At 69.2% G+C, this 18540-nt stretch carries 19 protein-coding genes and 1 pseudogene; 19 read left to right on the top strand and 1 reads right to left on the bottom strand.

Translation table 11 applies throughout. The annotated features are described in order from the left end of the window. The 6 genes and pseudogenes from QM569_RS08220 to QM569_RS08195 form a co-directional block, all read left to right on the top strand. Positions 1 to 1301: nucleobase:cation symporter-2 family protein (locus QM569_RS08220; protein WP_414986744.1), on the top strand; the 1301-nt coding region annotated here is incomplete at its 5' end. A gap of 82 nt (positions 1302 to 1383) precedes the next feature. Continuing rightward, a pseudogene (locus QM569_RS08215) lies at positions 1384 to 3689 on the top strand (NADP-dependent malic enzyme). A gap of 224 nt (positions 3690 to 3913) precedes the next feature. Beyond that, positions 3914 to 4948 (top strand): ABC transporter substrate-binding protein, encoded by a 1035-nt coding sequence (locus tag QM569_RS08210; RefSeq protein WP_414986743.1) that lies wholly within the window; start codon positions 3914 to 3916, stop codon positions 4946 to 4948. A 77-nt stretch (positions 4949 to 5025) separates the two neighbouring features. After that, positions 5026 to 5856, top strand: coding sequence for an ABC transporter ATP-binding protein (locus QM569_RS08205; RefSeq protein ID WP_414986742.1), 831 nt, complete (start codon positions 5026 to 5028; stop codon positions 5854 to 5856). Continuing rightward, positions 5853 to 6629 (top strand): ABC transporter permease, encoded by a 777-nt coding sequence (locus QM569_RS08200; RefSeq protein WP_414986741.1) that lies wholly within the window; start codon positions 5853 to 5855, stop codon positions 6627 to 6629. Before QM569_RS08205 ends, QM569_RS08200 begins: the two co-directional genes overlap by 4 nt. Positions 6630 to 6633: 4 nt before the next feature. Further along, the gene (locus tag QM569_RS08195) at positions 6634 to 7119 is read left to right on the top strand and encodes a nucleoside deaminase (protein ID WP_414986740.1); all 486 of its coding nucleotides are present in this window, start codon (positions 6634 to 6636) and stop codon (positions 7117 to 7119) included. A gap of 49 nt (positions 7120 to 7168) precedes the next feature. Here QM569_RS08195 and QM569_RS08190 read toward each other — a convergent pair whose 3' ends face one another. Beyond that, positions 7169 to 8158, bottom strand: a complete 990-nt coding sequence (locus QM569_RS08190; protein ID WP_414986739.1) for an isopenicillin N synthase family dioxygenase — start codon at positions 8156 to 8158, stop codon at positions 7169 to 7171. A gap of 185 nt (positions 8159 to 8343) precedes the next feature. Here QM569_RS08190 and QM569_RS08185 point away from each other — a divergent pair, with 185 nt between their 5' ends. The 13 genes from QM569_RS08185 to QM569_RS08125 form a co-directional block, all read left to right on the top strand. Next, a complete protein-coding gene (locus tag QM569_RS08185) occupies positions 8344 to 8856 on the top strand; it encodes a nucleoside deaminase (protein ID WP_414986738.1) in 513 nt (170 codons plus the stop codon). A gap of 7 nt (positions 8857 to 8863) precedes the next feature. Further along, positions 8864 to 9388, top strand: a complete 525-nt coding sequence (locus QM569_RS08180; RefSeq protein WP_414986737.1) for a nucleoside deaminase — start codon at positions 8864 to 8866, stop codon at positions 9386 to 9388. A gap of 44 nt (positions 9389 to 9432) precedes the next feature. Further along, complete coding sequence (locus tag QM569_RS08175; RefSeq protein ID WP_414986745.1) at positions 9433 to 10101, top strand: TetR family transcriptional regulator C-terminal domain-containing protein; 669 nt, start codon at positions 9433 to 9435, stop codon at positions 10099 to 10101. Between the two features lie 95 nt (positions 10102 to 10196). Further along, on the top strand, positions 10197 to 10481 hold the full coding sequence (locus tag QM569_RS08170) for a 2Fe-2S iron-sulfur cluster-binding protein (protein WP_414986736.1): 285 nt from the start codon (positions 10197 to 10199) through the stop codon (positions 10479 to 10481). Between the two features lie 16 nt (positions 10482 to 10497). Beyond that, positions 10498 to 11085 carry an NAD(P)H-dependent oxidoreductase gene (locus tag QM569_RS08165; RefSeq protein WP_414986735.1) on the top strand — a complete coding sequence of 196 codons (588 nt, stop codon included), beginning with the start codon at positions 10498 to 10500 and terminating at the stop codon, positions 11083 to 11085. Beyond that, positions 11082 to 12365, top strand: a complete 1284-nt coding sequence (locus tag QM569_RS08160) for an amidohydrolase family protein (protein WP_414986734.1) — start codon at positions 11082 to 11084, stop codon at positions 12363 to 12365. The genes QM569_RS08165 and QM569_RS08160 overlap by 4 nt, the downstream gene beginning before the upstream one ends. Then, on the top strand, positions 12362 to 12823 hold the full coding sequence (locus tag QM569_RS08155; RefSeq protein WP_414986733.1) for a RidA family protein: 462 nt from the start codon (positions 12362 to 12364) through the stop codon (positions 12821 to 12823). Before QM569_RS08160 ends, QM569_RS08155 begins: the two co-directional genes overlap by 4 nt. A gap of 26 nt (positions 12824 to 12849) precedes the next feature. Continuing rightward, a complete protein-coding gene (locus QM569_RS08150) occupies positions 12850 to 13713 on the top strand; it encodes a creatininase family protein (RefSeq protein ID WP_414986732.1) in 864 nt (287 codons plus the stop codon). A 52-nt stretch (positions 13714 to 13765) separates the two neighbouring features. Further along, positions 13766 to 14761, top strand: coding sequence for an ABC transporter substrate-binding protein (locus QM569_RS08145; RefSeq protein WP_414986731.1), 996 nt, complete (start codon positions 13766 to 13768; stop codon positions 14759 to 14761). A gap of 20 nt (positions 14762 to 14781) precedes the next feature. Beyond that, positions 14782 to 15594, top strand: coding sequence for an ABC transporter ATP-binding protein (locus QM569_RS08140; protein ID WP_414986730.1), 813 nt, complete (start codon positions 14782 to 14784; stop codon positions 15592 to 15594). Continuing rightward, complete coding sequence (locus tag QM569_RS08135) at positions 15591 to 16430, top strand: ABC transporter permease (protein WP_414986729.1); 840 nt, start codon at positions 15591 to 15593, stop codon at positions 16428 to 16430. The genes QM569_RS08140 and QM569_RS08135 overlap by 4 nt, the downstream gene beginning before the upstream one ends. A gap of 7 nt (positions 16431 to 16437) precedes the next feature. Next, the gene (locus QM569_RS08130) at positions 16438 to 17820 is read left to right on the top strand and encodes an FAD-binding oxidoreductase (protein ID WP_414986728.1); all 1383 of its coding nucleotides are present in this window, start codon (positions 16438 to 16440) and stop codon (positions 17818 to 17820) included. A gap of 78 nt (positions 17821 to 17898) precedes the next feature. Then, positions 17899 to 18540 (top strand): urease accessory protein UreD (locus QM569_RS08125; RefSeq protein WP_414986727.1); only part of this gene is annotated, 642 nt, incomplete at its 3' end.

Raw genomic sequence — 18540 nt, 5'->3', positions numbered from 1 at the left:
TCGCCACGCTGATCCAGGCCATGGGCGCCACGCAATGGTTCGGCATCAAGCTGCCGGTGATGATGGGCGTGACCTTCGCCTCGGTGGCGCCCATGGTGGCCATCGCCAACTCGCACCCCGGCCAGGAAGGTGCCCAGCTGCTGTTCGGCTCCATCATCGGGGCGGGGGTGCTGTCGATCCTGATAGCGCCGCTCATCAGCCGCATGCTGCGCTTCTTCCCGCCCGTGGTCACGGGCACCATCATCACGGTGATCGGCATCACGCTGATGCGCGTGGGCATCAACTGGATCTTCGGCAACCCCGTCGGCCCCACGGCCCCCGTGGTGCCCAACCCCGAGCACATGAAGTGGCTGGAGCTGGCGCAGTCCACCGCCACCGCGCCCGGCTCGCCGCTGCCGCCGCCGCCCGCAGGCTTCGTGCCCCGGCCCACGGTGCCCAACCCCAAGTACGGCGACCTGATGGGCGTGGGCATCTCGGCGCTGGTGCTGGTGTCCATCCTGCTGATCGTCAAGTACGCCAAGGGCTTCGTGGCCAACATCTCGGTGCTGCTGGGCATCGTCGTCGGCGCCATCGTGGCGTCCGCGCTGGGCATGATGAACTTCGACAAGGTCGGCCATGCACCGTGGGTGGACGTGGTCGTGCCCTTCCACTTCGGCATGCCCAAGTTCGACCCGATGCTGATCTTCACCATGACACTGATCATGATCGTGGTGATGATCGAATCCACCGGCATGTTCCTGGCACTGGGCGAGATGACGGGCCGCAAGATCGGCCAGCCCGAAATGGCGCGCGGCCTGCGCACCGACGGGCTGGGCACGCTGATCGGCGGCATCTTCAACACCTTCCCCTACACCAGCTTCTCGCAGAACGTGGGCCTGGTGGCCGTCACCGGCGTCAAGAGCCGCTGGGTGTGCGTGGCGGCGGGCGGCATCATGATCCTGCTGGGCATGCTGCCCAAGATGGCGGCGCTGATCGAGTCGCTGCCCACCGTGGTGCTGGGCGGCGCGGGCATCGTGATGTTCGGCATGGTGGCCTCCACCGGCATCCGCATCCTGTCGGGCGTGGACTTCAAGGGCAACCGGCACAACGCGATGGTGGTCGCGGTGTCCATCGGCATCGGCATGATCCCGCTGGTGGCGCCCGACTTCAAGCAGTGGATGCCGCACGGCCTGCACTCGCTGATCGAATCGGGCATTTTGCTGACCTCGATCACCGCCGTGCTGCTGAACCTGTTCCTCAACGGCGCCGAATACGACGAGGCCGCCGCCATCGCCGCCGCCAAGCAGGCCGAGGCGCATTGACGTAAAAACCCCCGGACGGAACGCCTGCGCGGCGAGTTAAGCTGTATGCCCGCTTATCTCCCCGCATGCAGGATTTCCGTCCATGACTTCATCTCTTTCCGCCGCCGAGGCCGCGCTGCGCGAAGCCGCGCTTGAATACCACCGCAACCCCTCGCGCGGCAAGATTTCCGTCTCCCCCACCAAGCCGTTGTCGAACCAGCGCGACCTGTCGCTGGCCTACTCGCCCGGCGTGGCCTACCCCTGTCTGGACATCCAGGCCGACCCGTCGCTGGCGTTCGACTACACCTCGCGCGGCAACCTCGTGGGCGTCATCACCAACGGCACGGCCGTGCTGGGGCTGGGCGACATCGGCCCGCTGGCGGGCAAGCCGGTGATGGAGGGCAAGGGCTGCCTGTTCAAGAAATTCGCCGGGGTGGACGTGTTCGATATCGAACTGGACGCGCGCGACCCGGACAAGATCATCGAGATCGTCGCCGCGCTGGAGCCCACGCTGGGCGGCATCAACCTGGAGGACATCAAGGCGCCCGAGTGCTTCTACATCGAGCGCGAACTCTCCAAGCGCATGAACATCCCCGTGTTCCACGACGACCAGCACGGCACGGCCATCATCAGCAGCGCCGCGCTGCTGAACGGGCTGGAGCTGGTGGGCAAGGAGATCGGCGCGGTCAAGATCGCCGTCTCGGGCGCGGGCGCCGCCGCCATCGCCTGTGTCGATGTGATGGTGGGCCTGGGCGTGAAGCGCGAGCACGTGTTCATGGTGGACTCCAAGGGCGTCATCCACACGGGCCGCGACAAGCTGGACGAGTCCAAGGCCCGCTACGCGCAAAAGACCGACGCGCGCACGCTGGCCGACGTGGTGGCGGGCGCCGACGTGTTCCTGGGCTGCTCGGCCCCTGGCGTGCTCACGGCGGAAATGGTCAAGACCATGGCCGACAAGCCCATCATCCTGGCGCTGGCCAACCCCGAGCCCGAGATCCGCCCCGAACTCGCCAAGGCCATCCGCCCCGACTGCATCATCGCCACGGGCCGCTCGGACTACCCGAACCAGGTCAACAACGTGCTGTGCTTTCCGTACATCTTCCGGGGCGCGCTGGACTGCGGCGCGACCAAGATCACCGAGGCCATGAAGCTCGCCGCGTGCGCCAGATCGCGCAGCTCGCCAAGGAGAACGTGAGCGAGGAAGTCGCCAACGCCTACGCGGGCCAGGAACTGACCTTCGGCCCCGACTACCTCATCCCCACGCCGTTCGACTCGCGCCTCATCCTCAAGATCGCGCCCGCCGTAGCCCAGGCGGCGGCGGATTCGGGCGTGGCCACGCGCCCCATCGAGGACATGGAGGCGTACAAGGAAAGCCTCTCGCGCTTCGTCTATCAGACCGGCCTGCTCATGCGCCCGGTGATCGGCGCGGCCAAGGCCGTGCCCGACGCACACAAGCGCGTGGCCTACGCCGACGGCGAGGACGAGCGCGCCCTGCGCGCCGCGCAGTTCGCCATCGAGGACCGCATCGCCCGCCCCATCCTCATCGGCCGCCCCGCAGTGATCGCCGCGCGCATCGCCAAGGCCGGCCTGCGCATGCGCCCCGGCGTGGACGTGGACATCTGCGACCCGGCGGACGACCCGCGCTTTCGCCAGTACTGGGAGCACTACCACCAGCTCATGAAGCGCAACGGCGCCACGCCCGAGGCCGCCAAGGCCGCGGTGCGCCGCTCCAACACCATCATCGCCGCGCTGATGGTCAAGCTGGGCGACGCCGACGCCATGCTCTGCGGCCTGGTGGGCACCTACGAGACGCACCTGGAGCGCATCCACAGCATCCTGGGCCACGCGCCCGACGCGCGGCATTACGCGGCGGTCAACGCCCTCATGACGCCCAAGGGCCCGCTGTTCGTCACCGACACCTACGTGAACGAAGACCCCACGGCCGAGCAGCTGGCCGACATCGCCTGGATGGCGGTGCAGGAGGTGCAGCGCTTCGGCCCGCCCGCCAAGGTGGCCTTTTTGTCGCATTCCACCTTCGGCTCGTCCAAGCGCGCCTCGGCGCGCAAGATGCGCGAGGCGCGCGACCTGTTCGTGGCCCGCCACCCCGAGATCGAGTGCGACGGCGAGTTGCACGGCGACGCCGCGCTGGAGCCCAAGATCCGCAACACCTACCTGTCGGACTCCACCCTCACCGGCTCGGCCAACCTGCTGGTCTGCCCGAACGTGGACGCGGCCAACATCCTCTACAACGTGCTCAAGACCACCACCAGCGGCGGCGTGACCGTGGGGCCGGTGCTCATGGGCACGGCGGCCACGGCGCACATCCTCACGCCTGCCGCCACCGTGCGCCGCGTGCTCAACATGACGGCGCTGGCCGTGGCGGGCAGCGCCGCGCGGCGCAACGGGTGATTTCAAGCAAAATATGGCTCCAGCGCTTATCCATCAAGCGCTGGCAGCTATCAATATTGCAGCAAATCGCAACAAACCCACAGGCCGGGAAAGCCTGCATGCCACGCGCACCACATTGGTGAACAATGCGCGCAGGCCCGGTGCCATGCGCAACATAACGGGCATTCTTCTTGCTGCGCCTTGGGCAAAGTAACCGCCTTCTTACGATTGGAGCCTTTTTCACCATGACCAAACGCTCGTTCCTGCAATCCGCCGCGCTCCTGGCTGCCGCCAGCATCCTGCCCCTGGCCGCGCACTCCCAGGCGCTCACGCCCATCAAGTTCCAGCTCGACTGGCGCTTCGAGGGCCCGGCCGCCCTGTTCCTGCAGCCCGTCGCCAAGGGCTACTTCAAGGCTGCGGGCCTGGACGTGACGGTGGACGCGGGCAACGGCTCGGGCGGCACGGTGCAGCGCGTGGCCTCGGGCGCGTACGACATGGGCTTTGCCGACCTGGCGGCGCTGATGGAGTTCCACGCCAACAACCCCGACGCGCAGAACAAGCCCGTGGCCGTGATGATGGTCTATAACAACACGCCCGCCTCGGTCATGGCGCTCAAGAAGAGCGGCATCACCAAACCCACGGACCTGACGGGCAAGAAGCTGGGCGCCCCAGTGTTCGACGCTGGCCGCCGGGGCTTTCCCATCTTCCAGAAGGCCAACGGCATCGGCGCGGTGCAGTGGACGGCCATGGACCCGCCGCTGCGCGAGACCATGCTGGTGCGCGGCGACGTGGAGGCCATCACCGGCTTTACCTTCACCAGCCTGCTGAACCTGGAGGCGCGCGGCGCCAAGGCCAGCGAAATCGTGGTGCTGCCCTACTCGGACTACGGGGTCAAGCTGTACGGCAACGTCATCATCGTCAGCCCCAAGCTCATCAAGGAGAACCCTGCGGCCATCAAGTCCTTCCTGTCGGCCTTCACCAAGGGCGCCAAGGAGGTCATCGCCAACCCCGCCGCGTCCATCGAGCACGTCAAGGCCCGCGACGGCATCGTGAACGTGCCGCTGGAGACGCGCCGCCTGCAGCTCGCCATCGACACCGTGGTCAACAGCCCCGACGCGCGCGCCGAAGGCTTTGGCCGCGCCCAGCCCGCGCGCCTGTCGCTGATGGCGTCGCAGGTCTCGGACGCCTACGGCACCAAGACGCGCGTGAACGCGGCAGACGTGTGGAATGCCAGCTTCCTGCCCAGCGACGCCGAGCTGAACATTCTGCCCAAGAAGTAAGTAACACTATCAGTTTTATAGCTACAAGCGCTTGACTGGCAAGCGCTAGAGGCCAATTTCGCTCATAAATCAAACCCATGCAGGCTGCCGCAGAAGAATCGTATTTCGTGGACTTCCGCGATGTCTGGCTCGCCTACAACGACGAGCTGCTCGCGCAGAACCACTTTGCCGTCGAGGCCATCGACCTGCAGGTGCGGCCGGGCGAGTTCATCGCCATCGTCGGCCCGTCGGGCTGCGGCAAGTCCACCTTCATGAAGCTGGCCACGGGGCTGCGCATGCCGTCCATGGGCAAGATCCTCATCGGCGGACAGCCGGTGACGGGGCCGCTCAAGATCTCGGGCATGGCCTTCCAGGCGCCGTCGCTGCTGCCCTGGCGCACCACGGTGGACAACGTGCTGCTGCCGCTGGAGATCGTGGAGCCGCACCGCAGCCAGTTCAAGCCAAAGCGCAAGGAGTACGAGGCCCGCGCCCGCGCCCTGCTGCAGAAAGTCGGGCTGGGCGGCTATGAGGACAAGTTCCCCTGGCAGCTTTCGGGCGGCATGCAGCAGCGCGCCAGCATCTGCCGCGCGCTGATCCACGAGCCGCAGATGCTGCTGCTGGACGAGCCCTTCGGCGCGCTGGACGCCTTCACGCGCGAAGAACTCTGGTGCATCCTGCGCGACCTGCAGGCCGAGCAGCGCTTCAACGTCATCCTGGTCACGCACGACCTGCGCGAGAGCGTGTTCCTGGCCGACACGGTGTACGTGATGAGCAAGAGCCCGGGCCGCTTCATCGTGCGCCGCGAGATCGACCTGCCCCGCCCGCGCGAGCTGGAGCTGACCTACACCAAGCCCTTCACCGACATCGTGCTGGAGCTGCGCGGGCACATCGGCGCGCTGCGAAAAACCGGCGGGGAGATTTCGCAATGAACGCACGCCAACGCAAACACGTCGAGCGCTGGTCGCCCTGGGTGCTGCTGCTCGCGGTCGTCATCCTCTGGCAGGTGCTCTGCTCGGCCTTCAACGTGTCGGAATTCATCTTCCCCAGCCCCTGGGCCATCTGGACGCAGCTCGTGGAGTTCAAGGGCGTCATCGCGGGCCATGCCTGGCGCACCTTCTGGGTGACCCTGGCGGGCTTTGGCATCGCCATCGTGGTGGGTGTGCTGCTGGGCTTCGTGATCGGCAGCTCGCGCATCGCCTACGCCGCCGTCTATCCGCTGATGACGGCGTTCAACGCCTTGCCCAAGGCCGCGTTCGTGCCCATCCTGGTGGTGTGGTTCGGCATCGGCGTCGGCCCGGCCATCCTCACGGCCTTCCTGATCAGCTTCTTCCCCATCATGGTGAACATCGCCACCGGCCTGGCCACGCTGGAGCCCGAGCTGGAAGACGTGCTGCGCGTGCTGGGCGCCAAGCGCTGGGACGTGCTGACCAAGGTGGGCCTGCCGCGCTCGCTGCCGTACTTCTACGGCTCGCTGAAGGTGGCGATCACCCTCGCCTTCGTGGGCACCACGGTCAGCGAGATGACCGCCGCGAACGAGGGCATCGGCTACCTGCTCATCAGCGCGGGCTCGTCCATGCAGATGGGCCTGGCCTTTGCCGGGCTGATGGTGGTGGGCGCCATGGCCATGGTTTGCTACGAGGCGTTCAGCGCCATCGAAAAGCACACCACCGCCTGGGCGCGGCGCGGCTCGCAGGGCGACTGAGCCCATGGCGCCGCTCACCCCCGAACAGATCGCGCGCCACCTGCGGCGCGCCAACGCCGTGGCCGAACGCGCCGCCAGCATGGGCCGCCACCCCTTCGGCGCGCTGCTGGTCGCGCCCGACGGCGAGACGGTGCTGGCCGAGCAGGGCAACATCGACACCGTGAACCACGCCGAAAGCACGCTGGCCCGCACGGCAGCCGCCAACTACCCCGGCGCCTACCTGGCGCAATGCACGCTGGTCACCACCTTCGAGCCCTGCGCCATGTGTGCGGGCACCGTCTATTGGGCGGGCATAGGGCGCGTGCTCTACGGCGCCGAGGAGGCCGAGCTGCTGGCGCTGACCGGCGACCACCCCGAAAACCCCACGCTCGCCCTGCCGTGCCGCGAAGTCTTCGCGCGGGGGCAGCGCGCGGTGGAGGTCGTCGGCCCCGTTCCAGCACTGCGCGACGAGATGACCGCGCCGCATCTGGGGTTCTGGGATCGCTCCTGAAAAGTGAGCTGCCAGCGCTTGCTGCACAAGCGCCAGAGGCCAATTTGGCTCAATATTTGTTGCTGAAATTGGCGCTGATGCGCTGGCGCAGGTATTCCGCGCCGGTGATGGGTGGGTACTTGCGCGCCGGGCCTTCGATGACCGCGTCCTCGTTGGCCTGCGCGAAGAAGGCCAGGCTGTAGCGCGCGCCCTGGTATTCGTGCGGCAGCGGGTTGCGCACGCGGTGGAAGTTGCTGGGCAGCGCGTCGTCGCTCCAGCGCGTGAGCATGTCGCCGATGTTGCAGGTGATGACGCCTTCGACCGGCTCCACCGGCGTCCACTGCTGCGTCTCCATCTCCTTGCCCGGCAGCACCTGCAGGCCGCCCTGGCCCGCGCGCTGGAACAGCAGCGTGAGGCAGTCGAAGTCGGTGTGCGCGCCCGCGCGCCACAGGCCCAGTTCGTCCTTCAGCGCCGGGTCCACCGCAAAGTAGTGCAGCATGCGCAGCGTGCTCTGGTAGCTGGGCGCCTCGGGGTCGTGCGCCCGGGTGAAGAAGTCGGGCGCAAAGCCCAGCTTGTACGCAAAGCACGACAGCAGGCGCATGGCCACCTCCCAGCACTGGCGCTCGAAGGCCAGCGTGGCGGCGCGAAAGCCGGGCAGTTCGTCCTCGGCGGGCCACAGGCCCTCCATGCGCGTGCGCGTGACCTGGTAGGACTCCTTCTGGTCGGGCGTCCTGGTGGATGGGCGGATCTGCGCCTTGTGCTCCCAGCCCGCGTTGCGCGCCAGGGGCCAGCGCGCCTTGGCCTCGGGCGGCAGGGCGAAGAATTGCTCGGCGCGCGCGAAGGCAGCGCGGATGTCCTCCAGCGGGATGCCGTGGCCCGACACCTGAAAGAAGCCGATGTCCACCGACGCAGCCCAGATCTGCTCGGCGATCTCGGGCATGCGGCGCTCGAAGTCGCTGATGTCGATGGTGCGCACCTCGCGCGCGGCGGTCTCGCCGCCCTGCCCGCCCATGCGGGATTCCTTCTCCAGCTCGCCCAGGGCGTAGTTCGTCGTGTTCATGGTCTGTTTCCTTTCAAGTGGTGTGTGCCAACGAAAAGAGCAATGACCCGCACGGAAGGCCGTGCTGAACGCTTCTACTCTCGCGTCCGTTGCATGCAAATGCTGCGCCACCTGCAACGCACCAAACTAGCGCATGCGGGCATGGGCACGCTTTCTGCAAGACGGTCCCCAAGGAGACAACCACCGTGCAGCAGGACCCTTCCCTTCCCGCCGAAGCCGCCATCGACGCGCGCGACGGCCTGTACCTGCGCCAGGCCATCGCCCAGGCCGAGCGCGCCCGCGAGCGCGGCAACCGGCCCTTTGGCGCCGTCATCGTCGGCGCGGACGGCGCCGTGCTGGCCGAGGCCGGCAACGCCAACGGCGAGACGGGCGACTGCACCGCGCACGCCGAGGTGTCGGCCATCCGCATCGCCAGCCCGCGCTACCCCCGCGAGGTGCTGGCGGGGGCCACGCTGTATTCGTCGGCAGAGCCGTGCGTGATGTGCGCGGGCGCCATTTTCTGGTCCAACATCGGGCGCGTGGTCTATGGCATCGACGCGGTGCGGCTGCGCGTGTTCCGGGGCGAGCGGGCCGACCAGCGCGACGCCGAGCTGTCGTGCCGCGACGTGTTCGCCGCGTCGCCCCACCCCATCGAATGCATAGGGCCTGCGCTGCTGCAGGAGTCGTCCGCCTCGCACCAGGGTGCATGGAAAGCCTGAGCACGCCATGCGCGCCCAGCCCATCACCGCCCTGACGCTGGCCCCCGCCGACGGCGCGGCGGAGGCCGACGAGCACCGCCTGCGCAGCGCCATCGCCTGGGCCTGCATGGCGCGGGCGCGCGGCCACCGGCCCTTCGGCGCCGTCATCACGTCACCCGACGGCACGGTGCTGGCCGAGGCGCATGGCGGATCGGCAGACGGCAGCGACTGCACGGCGCACGCCGAGATCAACGCGCTGCGCAGTCTGAGTCCGCGCCTGGGCCGCGACGTGCTGGCGCAGGCAACGCTGTATTCGTCCGCCGAGCCGTGCGCGATGTGCGCGGGCGCCATCTGCTGGTCCGGCATCGGTCGCGTGGTGTACGGCCTGGACACCGCGCGGCTGCGGCGCTTTCGCGGGCGCAGCGGCGGGCAGTACCTGCTGGACATGCCCTGCCGCGACGTGTTCGCCACCGCGTCGCGCCCCATCGTGTGCATAGGCCCGCTGCTCATCGACGAGGCCATCGCGCCGCACGTGGGGTTCTGGAAGCCGTGAGCGCCTTTGCGGCAGGCACAATGGACGCCCTTTCGCGCCCAGCCATGCCGCAGCCCACGTCCTGCCCTCCGTCCCCGCCCGGCCCCGAAGCCCCGCCCGGCCGCCCCCGCCAGGGCCGCGAGCGCATCCTGCGCGCTATCCGCGAGGCGGCCATCGCCGAATTCAGCCGCCACGGCTATCGGGGCGCATCCACCCAGGCCATTGCCGAGCGCGCCGGGCTGACCAAGCCCCAACTGCACTACTACATCCGCAGCAAGGAGGCGCTGTACGAGGAGCTGCTGCAGGAAGTGCTCAACGGCTGGGCCAACGCCTTCACGCTCGACGCCGGCAGCAACGACCCCCGCACCGTGCTGGCCAGCTACGTGCGCAAGAAGCTCGACTACGCGCTGGACAACCCCGGCCTGTCGCGCATCTTCACCAGCGAGGTGCTGGGCGGCGGCCCCCACCTGGGCCGCTACTGGCCCCTGGCCGTGGCGTCCACGCAAGAGAAGGTGGACCTCATCGACCGCTGGATCGCCGAGGGCCGCATGCGCCCCCTGGATGCGCGCATGCTGCTCATGCAGATCTGGGCCATGACCCAGCACTACGCCGACTACGAAGCGCAGGTGCAGGTGATGCTGGGCCTGGCGCCCGGCGAGCCCATCGCCCGCGAGCCCATCGCGCGCCAGATCACCACATTCGTGCTGCTGGGCTGCGGCCTCGCACCAGACTGAGGAATTCCACGCGCCGCAGGGCGCCCCGCCCGCAGGCGCGGCTTGGCACGGTGCTTGCGAGAGTTTGACCATTCGATCAAATCGGACGGTCAAGCATGAACCCCCCGCCCGCTGCGGAGCAGCCCTTTGAACTGATTCTCGCGCGCAGCCAGATGCGCCTGCCCGTGGCGCCTGGCGAGAGCATCGCCGACGTGCTGCAGCTCGCGGGCGTCGCCATAGACACCCTGTGCGAACAGGGCGTGTGCGGCACCTGCGTGACGCGCTGGCTCGACGGCACGCCCGACCACCGCGACAGCTGCCTGAGCGCCGACGAGCAGCGCACCCACATGGCCGTGTGCTGCGCGCGCAGCCACGGCCCCACCCTCACGCTGGATATCTGACCCCCAAGGCTCCGACATGCGCATCCTCGTCATCTACTGCCACCCCGTGGAGACCAGCTACAACGCAGCCCTGCACGCCGAGGTGGTGCGCAACCTGCGCGCCGCCGGGCACGAGGTGGACGACTGCGACCTGTACGCCGAAGGCTTCAACCCCGTGCTGGGCCGCGAGGAGCGCCTGGGCTACCACGAAGTGCCCAGCAACCGCCTGCCCGTGCAGGGCTACGTGGACCGCCTGCTGCGCGCCGAGGCGCTGGTGTTCTGCTTTCCCACCTGGTGCTTCGGGCTGCCGGCCATGCTCAAGGGCTTTTTCGACCGCGTGCTCATGCCCGGCGTGGCCTTCGACATCAGCGACCCGCAGAACGTCAAGCCCTCGCTCACGCACATCCGGCGCATTGCGGCGGTCGTCACCTATGGCCGCCCACGCTGGACGGCGCTGCTCATGGGCGACCCGCCGCGCAAGTCCATCACACGCTACCTGCGCCTGCTCACGGGTGGCCGGGCGCGCGTGGACTACCACGCCTACTACCACATGAACGTGGCCACGCCCACGCGGCTCGAAGCCTTCAAGGCCCGCGTGGGCCGTGCCATGGCGCGGTTCGCATGACGGATATGGACAACGCCCCCGACCACATCCTGCGCGCGCGGCTGCCGCGCTGGCTGCTGCCCAGCGACTGGCCCCAGCACGGCGGCCAGCCCGCACTGGCCGACCTGCGCATCGCCCAGGGCCGCATCGCATCGCTGACGCCGCACGGCCCCGCGCCCACCGGCCCCGCGTGGGACCTGGGCGGCGCGCTCGTCCTGCCCGGCCTGGTGGACGCGCACACGCACCTGGACAAAGCCTTCACCCTGCCCCGCATGGGCGCCGTGCGGCCCGGCCTGCTCGGCGCCATCGAGGCCATGATGGCCGACCGCCAGGGCTGGACGGTTACCGACATCCGCGAGCGCGCCAGCCGCGCCCTGCAATGGGCCCACGACGCGGGCACCGTCCACGTGCGCACCCACTGCGACTGGTGGGAGCCCGACGCCCAGCCCCTGGCCTGGAACGTGTTGCGCGAACTGGCGCAAGACTGGACTGGCCGCCTGGCGCTGGAGCGCGTGGCCCTGATCCCCCTGCACCTGTACGCCAGCCGCGACGCCGCGATGGCGCTGGCCCGCACCGTGGCCGCCAGCGGCCCGGGCGCGCTGCTGGGCGGCTTCGTGCATTCCACCAACTGGAACCCGCAGGCCCTGCGCCACCTGTTCGAGGCCGCGCAGCACCATGGCCTGGACGTGGATCTGCACGTGGACGAAGAACTGCACCCCGGCGCCCAGGGCCTGGCCACCACCGCCGCGCTGGTGCGCGAGCTGCGCTTCGCGGGCCGCGTGGTCTGCGGCCACACCTGCGCCCTGGCCGCGCAGGACGAGGCCACGGCCCTCGCCACGCTGGACGCCGTGGCGCAAGGCCCCATCACCCTGGTCACCCTGCCCATCACCAACCTGCTGCTGCAGGACGCCGCCACGGGCCGCACGCCGCGACTGCGCGGCCTCACCTTGGTGAAGGAGGCGCATGCGCGCGGCATCCCCGTGCTGGTGGCCAGCGACAACGTGCAGGACCCGTTCTGCCCCGTGGGCAGCTTCGACCCGCTGGAGGCCCTGGCCACCGGCGTGCTGGCCGCCCAACTGGACGCGCCGTTCGACCGCTGGTCCGAGGCCCTGTGCCGCGCCGACTGGCTGGGCCGCGGCCCCGCAGCACTGCCGCTGCAGACGGGCAGCGCCGCCGACCTGGTCGTCTTCCAGCAGGCCGACGCCTGGGGCTTTCCTTCGCGCACGCAGCCGCGCGTGGTGCTGCGCGGCGGGCGCGTCGCCAGCGGCCAGCCTTCTTCCGCATGGAGCCTTGCAACATGACCGCCACCCCCTCCGGCATCGCCCAGCCCCTGGCCCGCTACGCCGCATGGCGCCGCGCGGGCGACATGGTGTTCCTCTCCGGCGTCATCGCCGTGGACCCCGCCGCGAGCCGCATCGTGCGCGGCTACGCCGACATTCCCGACGAGGCAGCCACGCTCATCGGCCGCACGGGCGAGTTCAGCAGCGACGTGAAGGAAGGCCCCATCCTCGCGCAGAGCTGGTACGTTCTCGACCGCATCCGCCAGACCGTCGAGGCGGCGGGCGGCCAGATGGCCGACGTGATCAAGCTGGTGCAGTACTTCAAGCACCTGGACCACTTTCCGCAGTACAGCCGCGTGCGCCGGCTGTTCTTCCCCGGCGAGCCGCCAGCGTCCACCGTGGTGGAGGTGACCGGCATGCTGCCCACGCCCGACATCCTCATCGAGGTGGAAGCCACGGCCTACCTGCCGCTGCGCTGACCCCTTCACCCACGAAAGACCCTCCCATGCTGCACGGCTACAACCCGCCCCACCGCTACCTGCCCTACCTGAGCTGGACCGAGATCGCCGACCTGCCGGACAAGGCCAACACCGTCATCGTGCTGCCCACGGGCGCCACCGAGCAGCACGGCCCGCACCTGCCCTGCGCGGTGGACACGGTCATCAGCGCGGGCGTGGTGGGCCATGCCCTGGCTCGCCTGCCCGCCGACGTGCCTGCCTTCGCGATGGCGCCCATCACCTACGGCAAGTCGGAGGAGCACCTGCACTTTCCCGGCACCGTCACGCTGACCGGCGAGACGCTGCTGGCCACCATGAACGAGGTGGGCGAGTCGGTCTATCGCGCGGGCTTTCGCAAGCTGCTGTTCGTCAACGGCCACGGCGGCCAGCCGCAGGTGCTGGAGATGTCCGCGCGCGAGCTGCGCCTGCGCCACGGCGACTTCATCGTGGTGCCCAGCTTCACCTGGCGCGTGCCGCACGCGGCGGGCCGCTTCCTGTCGGAGCGTGAAAAGAAGCTGTCCATGCACGCGGGCCACGCCGAGACGGCGCTGATGCTGGCCCTGGCGCCCGACACCGTTCACATGGAGCGCGCGGTGACCAACTACCCGCCCGTGTTCGACGCCCCCCTGCTGTCGCCCGACGGTCGCCCCGCCTGCGCCTGGAGCGCGCGCGACTTCGGGCCCAGCGGCATCATCGGCGACCCGCTGCCCGCCACTGCCGAGCAGGGCCACGCCATCCTCGACTCGCTGGCCGCGAGCTGGGCCGACGCCATCACCGAGCTGTACCGCCTGCAATGGGCGCCGCGCGCCGAACCCACCTGGGGCCGCGCCCAGCACACGGGCCACGTCGAGCATTCCTCCGCGCTGGCCTGAAACCTGCGAAGCCCCTGCCACACCCCTGTCCACCACCCTCCTGGAGCCTGCCATGACGACGAACAACGCCCCCCGCCTTCGCAAACTTGGTGCAGCCGCGCTGCTCGCCCTTGGTGCCGCCAGCACCACGCACGCGCAGGAAAAATTCATCTACATGACCAACTGGTACGCCCAGGCCGAGCACGGCGGCTTCTACCAGGCCCTGGCCACCGGCCTGTACAAGAAGCACGGCCTGGACGTAACGGTCAAGATGGGCGGCCCGCAGGTCAACACCGTGCAGATGATGGCTGCGGGCCAGGCCGACTGCGTGATGGGATCGAGCGACATGCAGATGATCCAGGTGCGCGAGGGCGGCGTGCCCGTGACCACCGTGGCCGCCGTGTTCCAGAAGGACCCGCAGGTGCTGATCGCGCACGACGACGTGAAGAAGTTCGAGGACTTGAAGGGCAAGACCATCCTCATCGCCTCGTCCGCGCAGCGCGGCTTCTGGCCCTGGCTCAAGGCCAAATACGGCTTCACCGATTCGCAGACGCGGCCCTACACCTTCAACATCCAGCCCTTCGTGGCCGACAAGAACACCGCCCAGCAGGGCTACCTGACCTCCGAGCCGTTCGCCATCGCCAAGGCGGGCGTGAAGGCCACCACGCTGATGTTCAGCGACCACGGCTTTCCGGCCTACGCCACCACCGTGAGCTGCATGGAAAAAACCGTCAAGGACCGCAGCGCCGCCGTGGCCGCGTTCGTGAAGGCGTCCATGGAAGGCTGGAAGAGCTACCTGAACGACCCCGCGCCCGCCAACGCCCTCATCAAGAAGGACAACCCCAACATGACCGACGAGCAGCTGAACTACAGCGTGGCCAAGCTCAAGGAGATGGGCATGGTCGGCGGCGGCGACGCCGCCACCCTGGGCATCGGCATCATCACCGACGCGCGCGCCAAGGCGAGCTACGACTTTCTGGTGGAGTCCAAGCTCATCGACCCTGCCAAGGTCAAGCTGGCCGACACCTACACCACCCGTTTCGTCAAGGACCTGAAGGTTCTGCCCTGACCGCGCGAAAGGTGTACGCCATGGCGCCCCCCACCGAGACCCCGCAAGCCGTCCCGGCGGTACAGATCCTGTCCGCCGAGAAGACCTACCCCAACGGCACGCAGGCCCTGCTGCCCGTGGAGCTGAGCATCGAGGAAGGTGAGTTCGTCACCCTGCTGGGGCCCTCGGGCTGCGGCAAGAGCACCCTGCTCAAGATGGTGGCCGGGCTGCTGGAGCCCAGCGATGGCCGCCTGCTGCTGTGGCACAAGCCCGTGGCGCAGCTGGACGACAGCGGCAAGAAGATGGCCTTCGTCTTCCAGTCGCCCACGCTCATGCCCTGGGCCAGCGTGCAGTCCAACGTGCGCCTGCCGCTGGACCTGGCGGGCCTGCCGCGCGCCGAGGCCAACGCCCGCGTGGCCGACGCCCTGGCCCTGGTGGGCCTCGATAAGTTCGCCACCGCGCTGCCGCGCGCCCTGTCGGGCGGCATGCAGATGCGCGTGTCCATCGCGCGCGGCCTGGTCACCCAGCCGGACCTGCTGCTCATGGACGAACCCTTCGGCGCGCTCGACGAGATCACGCGCCACAAGCTCGACGCCGACCTGCTGGACCTGTGGCGCAAGAAGAAGCTCACCGTGATCTTCGTGACGCACTCGATCCACGAGGCCGTGTTCCTGTCCAGCCGCGTGGTGATGATGGCCGCGCGCCCCGGCCGCGTGGTGGAGGAGTTCCGCATCGACGAGCCCTACCCGCGCACCACCGATTTCATGGTGTCGCCCCAGTTCAGCCGCTACGCCAAGCAGTTGCAGGACAGCCTGCTGCGCGCCAGCGCGGGCACCGAGGAGGCAGCGACATGAGCAGCAGCAAGCCCCTGCCGCCCGCACCCGCCGCCGAGCGCGTGCCGCTGATGGCCCAGCCGCGCGTGCAGCGCGTGGTGTATCCGGTGCTCGTGGGCGTGGTGCTCATCGCGCTGTGGCAGGGCCTGGTCACGGGCATGGAGCTGCCCGCCTACCTGGTGCCCTCGCCCCTGCTCATGCTCAAGACCCTGGCGACCGACTGGGCGTCCCTGGGCGCGTCGCTGTGGGTCACGGTCAAGATCACCGTGCTGTCCTTCGCCGTGGCGACCGTGGCCGGGGTGCTGATCTCGTTCCTGTTCGTGCAGAGCAAGGCGATCGAGACCGCGCTGTTCCCGTACGCGGTGCTGCTGCAGGTCACGCCCATCGTGGCCGTGGCGCCGCTCATCATCATCTGGGTGAAGGACCCGATCGCCTCGATGGTGATCTGCGCCGCGCTGGTGGCGCTGTTCCCCATCATCAGCAACACCACGCTGGGCCTGCGCAGCGTGGAGCCCGATTTGCAGAGCTACTTCAAGCTCAACCGCGCCACGCGGCTGCAAACGCTGCTGCGCCTGCGCATTCCCAGCGCGCTGCCGTATTTCTTTGGCGGGCTGCGCATATCGAGCGGCCTGGCGCTGATCGGCGCCGTGGTGGCCGAGTTCGTCGCGGGCACGGGCGGCACGGGCGCGGGCCTGGCCTACCAGATCCTGCAGGCGGGCTTCCAGCTCAACATCCCGCGCATGTTCGCCGCGCTGCTGCTGATCTCGCTCACCGGCGTGGCGCTGTTCGTGCTGATGGCCTGGTTTACGCGCCTGGCCCTCGGCAGCTGGCACGCCTCTGAAAACTCCCAGGACTGATACCCGCATGACCGCGACTCCCCCCACCGTCCAGGACCTGCCCGGACAGCTGCCCGACCTCGACTGGATCGCCGACCCGCTGCGCGTGGGCCGCCTGTCGCAAGACTTCTCCTGGTTCAGCCCCGTGCTCAAGCGCGACCTGGCGGGCAAGCGCGCCGACCTGGCCGTGCGCCCGCGCACCGAGGACGAAATCCGCGCCGTCGTGGCCGCCTGCGCCCGCGCGGGCATCCCCCTGACCCTGCGCGGCACCGGCACCGGCAACTACGGGCAGAGCACGCCGCTGCACGGCGGCGTGATCCTGGACATGTCGGGCTACAACGCCTTCGGCTGGGTGCGGGGCGGCACGGGCCGCGCACAGGCGGGCATCCGGCTGGCGGACTTCGACGCGCAGGCCCGGCCCCAGGGGCACGAGCTGCGCTGGCTGCCGTCCACCTACCGCAGCGCCACGCTCGGCGGGCTGTTCGGCGGCGGCTTCGGCGGCGCGGGCTCCATCAACCACGGCCCGCTGGCCGCGCCGGGCAACGTGCTGGCCGTGCGCGCGATGACGGTAGAGCCCGAGCCGCAGATCGTGGAGCTGCGCGGCCCCGAGGCCATGCTGCTGCACCACACCTACGGCACCAACGGCATCGTGCTGGAGCTGGAAGTGGCCCTCACGCCCGCCGTGGCGTGGACGGAGTGCATCGTCACCTTCGACGCCTTCGACCCCGCGCTGGAGTTCGCCGACCGCTTCGGCAGCGCGCCAGGGCTGCAAAAGAAGGAAGTGTGCTTTCTGGCCGCCCCCATTCCCGACTACTTCACCAGCCTGGCCGACGCCATGCCGCGCGGCTGCCACGCCGTGATGGTGCTGGTGGCGCCGCACTCCGAGGCGGGCATGCGCGACATGGCCGCCGCGCTGGGCGGCACCGTCACCTACCGCAAGACGGCGGACGAGGTGGAAGCCAGCCACAAGACCCTGCTGGAATGCACCTGGAACCACACCACGCTGCACGCGCTGAAGGTGGACAAGGGCCTGACCTACATCCAGAGCGGCTTCACCCCCGCGCGCCGCATCGAGCAGATCAAGGCGCTGGAGGCCGCGCTGGGCGGCGAGGTGATGATGCACCTCGAATTCCTGCGCACCAAGGAAGGCGCCTTCAACTGCAGCGGGCTGCAGCTCATCCGCTACACCACCGAGGAGCGCCTGAACGAGATCATGCAGATCTACCGCGACCACGGCGTGCAGATCAACAACCCGCACACCTACATCGTGGAAGACGGCAAGCAGAACCAGCTCGACCCCGCCGTGGTGGCGATGAAGCGCCGCTTCGACCCGCAGGGCCTGCTCAACCCCGGCAAGCTGCGCAGCTGGTACGCGCAGCAGCCGCAAGAGGCGGCACGCCAGACGGCTTGATTTTCAAGGATCAAACAAGCCGCCAGCGCGCATGCGCCGTGCATAATCAGCTACCTATTTGGTAGCAAACGATACCCCATGCCCTGGCACGCCCGCCTGAAGCTCGACTACGCCCTGGAAGACGCCCGCACCGTGGCCCGCTTCGCGCACGACGGGCCGCTGCGCGTGCTGCAAAGCCTGTACCCCGAGGGCGGCGCCGTGTGCCACAACGTGCTGGTGCACCCGCCCGGCGGCTTGGTGGGTGGCGACGTGCTGGACATCACCGCCAGCGTGGCCCCCGGGGCGCACGGCCTGGTCACCACGCCGGGCGCCACGCGCTTTTACCGCTCCGCAGGCGAGGCGGCCTTGCAGCGCACGCACCTCGCGCTGGCCGACGGCGCGCGGCTGGAATGGCTGCCGCTGGAAGCGCTTTGCTACAACGCCTGCCAGGCCCGGAACCACCTCGCGCTGCAACTGGCCCCCGGCGCCGAGTGCATGGGCTGGGACGTGACGGCGCTCGGCCTGCCGCACGCGGGCCAGCCCTTCGCGGCGGGGCGCTTCGAGCAGCACATCGAGATCCCCGGCCTGTGGCTGGAGCGCGGCGTGATCGACGCGGCCGACCACCGCCTGCTGCACGGCCCGCTGGGCCTGGCGGGCCAGCGCTGCCTGGGCAGCCTGTTCTTCGCGGCGGGCGCGCCGCTGCACCGCGCGCGGCGCGACGCCGCGCTGGACGCCGCCCGC

It is taken from the genome of Acidovorax sp. (assembly GCF_047607405.1).
Classification (GTDB): Bacteria; Pseudomonadota; Gammaproteobacteria; order Burkholderiales; family Burkholderiaceae_C; genus Acidovorax.
The sequence above is the reverse complement of the archived record's forward strand: the minus strand, read 5'-3'. Positions and strand labels throughout refer to the sequence as shown.

Coding starts and splice junctions, on each gene's coding strand:
- QM569_RS08210 (WP_414986743.1), top strand. CDS start 3,914: ATGACCAAACGCTCGTTCCTGCAATCCGCCGCGCTCCTGGCTGCCGCC.
- QM569_RS08205 (WP_414986742.1), top strand. CDS start 5,026: ATGCAGGCTGCCGCAGAAGAATCGTATTTCGTGGACTTCCGCGATGTC.
- QM569_RS08200 (WP_414986741.1), top strand. CDS start 5,853: ATGAACGCACGCCAACGCAAACACGTCGAGCGCTGGTCGCCCTGGGTG.
- QM569_RS08195 (WP_414986740.1), top strand. CDS start 6,634: ATGGCGCCGCTCACCCCCGAACAGATCGCGCGCCACCTGCGGCGCGCC.
- QM569_RS08190 (WP_414986739.1), bottom strand. CDS start 8,158: ATGAACACGACGAACTACGCCCTGGGCGAGCTGGAGAAGGAATCCCGC.
- QM569_RS08180 (WP_414986737.1), top strand. CDS start 8,864: ATGCGCGCCCAGCCCATCACCGCCCTGACGCTGGCCCCCGCCGACGGC.
- QM569_RS08175 (WP_414986745.1), top strand. CDS start 9,433: ATGCCGCAGCCCACGTCCTGCCCTCCGTCCCCGCCCGGCCCCGAAGCC.
- QM569_RS08170 (WP_414986736.1), top strand. CDS start 10,197: ATGAACCCCCCGCCCGCTGCGGAGCAGCCCTTTGAACTGATTCTCGCG.
- QM569_RS08165 (WP_414986735.1), top strand. CDS start 10,498: ATGCGCATCCTCGTCATCTACTGCCACCCCGTGGAGACCAGCTACAAC.
- QM569_RS08160 (WP_414986734.1), top strand. CDS start 11,082: ATGACGGATATGGACAACGCCCCCGACCACATCCTGCGCGCGCGGCTG.
- QM569_RS08155 (WP_414986733.1), top strand. CDS start 12,362: ATGACCGCCACCCCCTCCGGCATCGCCCAGCCCCTGGCCCGCTACGCC.
- QM569_RS08150 (WP_414986732.1), top strand. CDS start 12,850: ATGCTGCACGGCTACAACCCGCCCCACCGCTACCTGCCCTACCTGAGC.
- QM569_RS08145 (WP_414986731.1), top strand. CDS start 13,766: ATGACGACGAACAACGCCCCCCGCCTTCGCAAACTTGGTGCAGCCGCG.
- QM569_RS08140 (WP_414986730.1), top strand. CDS start 14,782: ATGGCGCCCCCCACCGAGACCCCGCAAGCCGTCCCGGCGGTACAGATC.
- QM569_RS08135 (WP_414986729.1), top strand. CDS start 15,591: ATGAGCAGCAGCAAGCCCCTGCCGCCCGCACCCGCCGCCGAGCGCGTG.
- QM569_RS08130 (WP_414986728.1), top strand. CDS start 16,438: ATGACCGCGACTCCCCCCACCGTCCAGGACCTGCCCGGACAGCTGCCC.